1 protein-coding gene is annotated in these 7,311 nt (G+C 61.3%); it reads right to left on the bottom strand.

Annotation, left to right across the window (positions count from 1 at the left end; genetic code table 11):
• Positions 1 to 7,307: two-partner secretion domain-containing protein (locus ACM9LZ_RS23990; protein ID WP_416622052.1), on the bottom strand; the 7,307-nt coding region annotated here is incomplete at its 3' end.
• Positions 7,308 to 7,311: the final 4 nt, after the last annotated feature.

The following is a 7,311-nucleotide window of genomic DNA, read 5'->3' as shown; positions in this document are numbered from 1 at the left end:
TAGGTCTTGGTCGCTCCCGACGCCGTGATCGTCAACGACGCCGGGTTCACCACAAGCGTACCGTCTGCATAGGTGATCGAATAGTTCGATACGCCAGTACCTGTCGCGCCACTGGCCACAATGGAATAGCTGCCGACAGTCGCAATCGTGCCAGAACCACCAGAGGTGAGGCTGACGGCGCTGATGCTGTCACCGTTGAGCAGGCCAGAACTGGTGAAGCCCGTCAGGTTGATCGAATTGCCGTAGGTCTTCGTCGCGCCACTTGCCGTGATCACGAGTGCCGCAGGGTTCACCACAAGCGTACCGTCAGCATAGGTGATCGAGTAGTTAGACAGACCCGTGCCAACCGCGCCCGACGCCACGATGCTGTAGCTGCCGGCATTGGCCAGCGTGCCGGAACCACCAGAAGTGATGCTAACACCGCTGAGACTGTCGCCATTTACCAGACCAGAGCTGGTGAAGCCCGTCAGGTTGATCGAATTGCCGTAGGTCTTCGTTGCACCAGTGGCTGTGATCGTCAAAGCTGCCGGATCGACTACCAATGTGCCATTGGCATAGGTGATTGAATAGTTTGAAAGACCCGTGCCCGTCGCACCGGAAGCATCGATCGTGTAAGTGCCGACGCCGGCTGTAGCATCGGTTCCCCCGCTGGGGGTCAGAATAACAGAGGCGATGCTGTCACCCGTCACCAGACCGGAGGCTGTATATGCAGTAACGCTGACGCTGGTGCCATAGGTCTTGGTCACGCCGCTGGCCGTGATCGTCAGCGCGGCAGGCGTGATGGTCAGGTTCCCGTTATAGGCGAACTGATAAAGCCCGCCTGAATAGGTGGCGCCAGAGCCGCCCATAACGGCAGTACCAACCGAAGTATTACCAGAAGCCGGCGCCCAGGTAAGCCCCACCGTGGAAATGCCACTGGTAATGCTGTTTCCATTTTGGTCAATCGCGCTAACAACACTGACAGAACCCGGAGCCTGACCATAGGTACCGGCGCCCGAACCGGTGAGCGTGATGTAGGGCAGCGCCTTCAAGATCGGATAGGGATAGCCCTGCACCCAGTCATTGCTGCTGAAGACCGACTGCGCCAGCGGGCCGTTGCTGAACCATTCAGATGTGGAAAGGCCCGTGACCGTGCCGGATATATTGCTGTTGCTGACGCCCGCCGTCAGGCCAGACTTCGTGACATCCCAGAAACTATCAATGACCGTACCGCTTCCGCTGCCACCACCCACCAGACCAGCAACGCCTGTGCCCGCCAGCGCGCTGATGCTGTTGGCCGCATAGGTTGCGGAAATCAACCCTGTATTATTACCGGCCAGACCACCGATGGCGGTACCGTTCGGTGCGGCATTGATGCTGGCTGTGCTGTAAGCCTTGACGATGGTTCCACCGCTATTGAAACCAACCAGCCCACCAACGTTCGAGGAATTTAGATCGACGACAATAGAGCCGGAGGCATAAACGTTGGAGAGCGAGCCGATATTCTGACCAATCAACGCACCGACATTGGATGCAGTCTGCCCGGAACGCAGGCTGACATTGGCGGCGCTGTTGACAACGCGGCCAACGTTCATGCCAAGAAGGCCACCGACAGCATTATTGTTAGCCCCAAGGTCAAGCGCACCGGACACGAAGACATTGGTCACCGTGCCCGCATTATTGCCAGCCAGCGCCCCGATATTCTGGTTGGAACCGGCACTGCTGATGGAAACATTGCTGAGGGTGAGGCTGGAAACTACACCGGTGGTCCCGATATAAGAAATCAGCCCCGCGTTATTGTAGTCGGCATTGGCGATGGTCAGGCCGGAAATGGTGCGGCCCCAACCATTCAGCACCCCATTGAAGAAGGTGGGCGAATTGTTGGCGTTCGCCGTATTGAACCCGAGCGGCACCCACCCCTTGGACGACCACAGGCTGCCGGGGCGCGTCAGTTCACTCATCGTGATGTCGGCGATGATCTGATACTGCGCCGTCGGGTCCAGATTGATCAGCTGCAACTGATGGGCATTGCTGATGGTCTTGGAATATTCCATCCGCAGCATGGGCCGCGTATAGCCATTGACCATGTACCAGGTATTGGTCAGGTCCAACCCGCTATAGGTGGCCGTGGCATAGGCGGCAGTGCCGCTGACATCGGTGCCGGCAAAGCTGCCGGTACCGCCGCCTGCCCCCACCGTCTGGCCGCTGGTGCTGCTGTCCCAATAGATATTGGCGATGGTGCCGGCATTGTCACCGACAAAGGCCCCTACCGCTCCAGACCCGGCCGACACCTCGCCGCTGGCAAAGACAGTACTGATGAAGCCGGTATTATAGCCGACAAGCCCGCCGACAGCCGTGGCGCTGGCCCCAGCCGTAACACCGGCAGTGGCATAAGCGACGCTGATGGTGCCGGTATTGGCACCAACCAGCCCGCCGACATATTGCGCGGCACTGGTCGCACTCAATGTACCCGTGGCATAGGCGCTGAGGATGGTGCCGGCATTGGTCGCGGCCAGCAGGGCGACATTGCCGCCGCCGCCCACAACCGTGCCCTCATAAACACCGACACTGGTCAGCACACCAGCGCTGCCCACCGAGGCAAAAAGGGCGACATTGCTGATGCCGGTATTGTTGATATAGAGGTTGTTGATGGCGTGGCCCTGGCCATCCAGGGTGCCGGTGAAGCTGTCCGGCGTGGCGTTGCTACCGCTGCCGCTGAAACCGATCGGCAGGAAGCCCGTGGCCGTGTTCCACACGCCCGATGCGCGGCGCACCTCCCCCATGTCAATATCACGGGACAGTGTATAGCTGGCGGACAGGTTCAGGTTCACCAGTTGCAACTGGTGGGCATTGCCGATGGTCGTGCTGTATTCCGCGCGCAGGATGGGGCGCGTGTAGCCTTCGACCAGATACCAACTATTGGTGAAATCAAAACTGTTATAGGTCGCGGAGCTGAAGGCAGCGGTTCCGCTGAACCCGACAATGGCTGTGAAAGCGGCGTCTTCCGCGCCAAAGCCAACGGTCTGACCCGAGGTGGAGCGGTCCCAGTATGCGGTGGCAATGAGGCTGCTGTTGAACCCGGCAAAACCGGCAACATTGCTGGAGCCGCTCCCCGACGCCACGCTGCCAACGGCATAGGCATTGGTTATGGTACCGGCATTGGTGCCGGCAAACCCGGCGACATTCGTGCCCGTGCCATTGACCGACACACCACCCAGCGCATAAGCGTGGATGACCGTGCCGTCATTGTACCCGACCAGCCCACCGACATGCTCTGCTCCATTGCCGGCCTGCACGGACGCACTGGCATAGGAATTGGTTACAGTTCCACCATTGCCGCCCAGAAGACCACCGATATGCATCGCGGCAGAACCGACACTGATGGAGCCGATGGCATATGATGTGCTGACGGCGCCACTGTTGGTGCCCACCAGACCGGCAACCTGTATCGCACCGTTACCCGCCTGCACCGTCCCATTGGTATCGCTACTACTGATGGTGCCTTGGTTGGTACCAACAAGGCCACCAACCGAACTTGCATTGTCGCCGACCAGGATGCGGGCCAGCACGGTGCTGCCAGAGACATTACCGGCGTTCAGACCGACCAACCCGCCAACGACAAGTACGCTGTTGCCGCCCAAAAGGCTGCCTACCGCCCCGCTGCTCAGGACCTGGCCCGTCGCGCTATTATGCCCCAGCAACAAGCCGGCAAAGCTCAATCTATTGCTGGCGTTGACGGTGGCAGTCACCAAACTGGCGCTGATCGTGCCGCTATTGGAACCGATCAGGCCGCCGACATAGCTGATACTGCTGCCCAGGGCGGTAACGGTGCCGCTGGCCATCACGCCGCTGACGGTACCCTGGTTCACCCCGGCCAGCAGACCGAGATTATTCCCACCACCGGAAACCGATGCCCCGGTCAGGGCCAGGTTGGAAACCGAGCCGGTGCTGGCGATGGTGCTGAACAGGCCCAGGCTGCCCGAGGCGGTCTGATTGATGGTCAGGCCGCTGATGGTATATCCATTACCATCCAGCGAACCGGACAGGCTGAGGGGTACGAAGCCGGTGGCCATGTTCCACAGGCTGGAGGCACTGGCCAGTTCCGCCATGGTAATGTTCTTACCAAGGACGTAAGTGCCAGACGGGTTGATGGCGATGGCCTGCAACTGGTGGGCATTGGCAATGGTGGTCCAATTCTGCGCCCGCAGGAAGGGCCGGGTTGCACCCTCGATCTGGTACCAAACGGACGTGAAATCGAAACTGCTGTAGGTAGCGGAGGCAAAGGCAGCCGCACCGCTGAACCCGGTCGCGGAGAAGCTGCCGCCAGAACTGGTGCCATAGGCATTCAACTGGCCAGAGCTGCTGGTATCCCAATAGGCGTTGAGCACCGTGCTGCTGGCCATGAGGCCGACCAGACCGCCCACGGAAACGCCGGTGGCCGCCGTCACCGGGCTGCTGGACCAGACATTGGCAACCGTGGCTAAAACCGTACCACTGGTGGCGACTTGCCCGATCAGGCCGCCGACAGCGGTGGACCCGACGCCGGCCGTCACACTGCCGGTCGAATAGGCCCCGATGAGGATGCTGCCAAAGACACGCCCCATCAGCCCGCCGACATTGCTGGAGACGGAGCCCCCAATAACCTGCCCGGTGGCAAAGCTACCCAGCACCGACGATGAAGTCAGGTTAAAGGCCTCTGCCGATCCGACCAGCCCGCCGACATAGGTGGCGGAACGACCAACCGAAACGGTGCCAGAGGCAAAGCTGCCGCTGACAATGCCATTCTGCATATGCCCGGCAAGCCCCCCGACATATTGCGCGGAGGCCACAGTTGCCGCCGGGTTACCAACCGCGATATCGCCGGTCGCATAGCTGTTGAAAACCCGGGCACTGACAACGGTGGCGGTTGTCTGGGAATTGACGCCAACCAAGCCACCAACATACTGGTTGCCGGTGCCGCCAAGGGTGATATTCCCCGTCGCATAAGAGTTGGTGATAAGACCTGAACTGCTGCCGACCAAGCCGCCAATGCGGGTTGACGCATTCTGGAGCCCGATATTGACCGCTGAATTGGCGTTGGCGATCGTGCCGTTGGTGTTGATCCCGACCAGCCCGCCAATATACTGCGTCAAACTGCTGGTGCTGGTGGTGGCGGTAATCGTACCGGTGGAGTAGGAATTAAGTACGGTCAGTACATTGGCGTCGCCCGCCACCCCGCCGACGCGCACATTCGACACGCCAAGGACGAAGCTGATATTGGCGTAACTGTCGCTGATGTAGGAATTGGCCGTGGCCTGCCCGGCCAGACCACCCATGGCTGATATGCCGGAGCCGTTTGCCGATGTGATCGTGGCGTTGCTGTTAAGGATGGTGCCGCCATTCAGCACACCCACCAGCCCCCCCAGGCCAACAAGGCGGGAACCCGATATGGTACCATTGACGGAACTGTTGAAAACGGTGCCGGACATCCGCCCGGACAGGAAACCCCAGGCCGTCGTGGCCGACGTCGGCACCCCACCACTGATGGTGGCGCCGGTCAGCACCAGATTGGCCAGCGACCCGGTACTGCCGACGGAACTGAACAGCCCGATATTGGACCAGCCGGCCTGGCTCAGGGTCAGCCCGCTGATTGTGTGGCCCAGCCCTTCCAGCGTGCCCCCAAAGGCAAATGTAGGCGTGGCGTTGGCGCCGGTGCTGTTAAACCCGATGGGCGTCCAGGCGCCGGACAGCGTCAGGTTGCTGGCCAGGGCATAGGAACCCGTCGCACTGATGGCTGCCAAGTCCGCCGCCGACGTGATCATCGTATAGGCGGTACCATTGATGTCCAGGCCCGTCGTCAGATCCACCGGGGCGTTGGCGGCAAAGCGCCCGCCGGTACCACCATTATTGGTGACAACCGACAGGCTGCTGCCGGACATGGCGGCATTGACAGTGACGCCACGATAGGCGTCCAGCGTCAGGGAATTGGCCGAGGTCCAGGTAATACCGGAATTGATAAAAATATCGCCATTACCGCTGGCATTGGTAGTACCGCCTGCTGCCACTCCGGTGCTGGTCACGCTGGTATTGGTGGTCTGCAGCGTCACGCTGCCCATAGCCAGGGCCGATTGAATGGCCGCGGCATAGGCTGCGTTAACAGTCAGATCAAACGGGTCCAGCAGCCAGGAACCGCCCTTGCCCTTTGGCGCCCCGACATCAACCCGCACCCCATCGAACGCCAATTCATGGCCCGACGTCTCGACAAAACCACCGTCACCCCACAGCGCCCCGCCACGGGCCAGCAGTACACCCTGTACATGGGTGTCCTCGCTGTTGACGATGACTGTGCCCCCCTTGCCGGTGTCGGTAGCGGACGCATCGATGCGGCTTTGGGCATCCATGGTGACGGAGGCGGTATCGGCCCGCCCGACCAGGACGGTACCGCCGCCCGCAGCGCCGCTGGCCGTCAGCGTGGCGCCCTGCAAAGTGATGGGGCCGCTGCCCTCCAGCACCAGTTGGCCACCCTTTGAGGACAGGCCGGTGGCTTCCATCACGCCGGTCGCCTTGATCACACCGGCATTGACACGGTTCAATGCCTCCGCGGTCAGATAGATGGCACCACCCGTCGACTGGATGATGCCACCGGCCTCGATTTCCGCCCGCAGCAGCGATGCCTCGACCTTCAGCGGGACCCCGCCATCCGGCGTCAGAGTCACCGTCTCGCCTGCTGCCAGGATGACCGATCCCAGTTCCGCCCGGATCAGGCCACGGTTGGTGATCTGCGAGGCCAGCAGAACAACGGAACCCCCACGCGCCTTCAGACTGCCTTCGTTGACAATGGCGCCATCGGAGCCGCCCCGACCGAAGGCAAGGTGGCCCTTCTCGAAATCCTCATTGGCAATGTCCAGGGTAGAAGCGACAAGGCCGCCCACATCGACCGTGGCACCACTGCCGAACACGACCCCGTTGGGATTGACCAGGATGACCGTGCCGGGGGCGGTGATCATCCCGTCGATGAATGATTGTCCGGCACCGCGCACCCGGTTCAGCGTCATCGACTGGGCATCGGGCTGCTGGAAATGCACATACGCGCCGGAGCCGACATTGAACTGCTGCCAACTGATGATGGCCTTGTCCGTTGTCTGCTGGACATTCATCACCGCGCCGGACGTGGTGATGCTGGCGACACCGGACTGTACCTGTCCGCCCGTGGGCAGCGCATCAGGCGCCGCAGAACCGGCCATGGCCTGCAGCGTAAGCGCCTGTGCCACTGACAGCATGGCCGTGCAGAGCAACAGGCGGGAGCGCAGAACGGGGCGGATGCGGGGGGCCGGGCCGGTCTTCATCATCCGC

Origin of the sequence: Niveispirillum fermenti, assembly GCF_048066175.1 — a bacterium.
In the GTDB taxonomy this organism is placed as follows: Bacteria; Pseudomonadota; Alphaproteobacteria; order Azospirillales; family Azospirillaceae; genus Niveispirillum; species Niveispirillum fermenti.
This window is presented reverse-complemented; position numbering and strand designations above follow the sequence as displayed.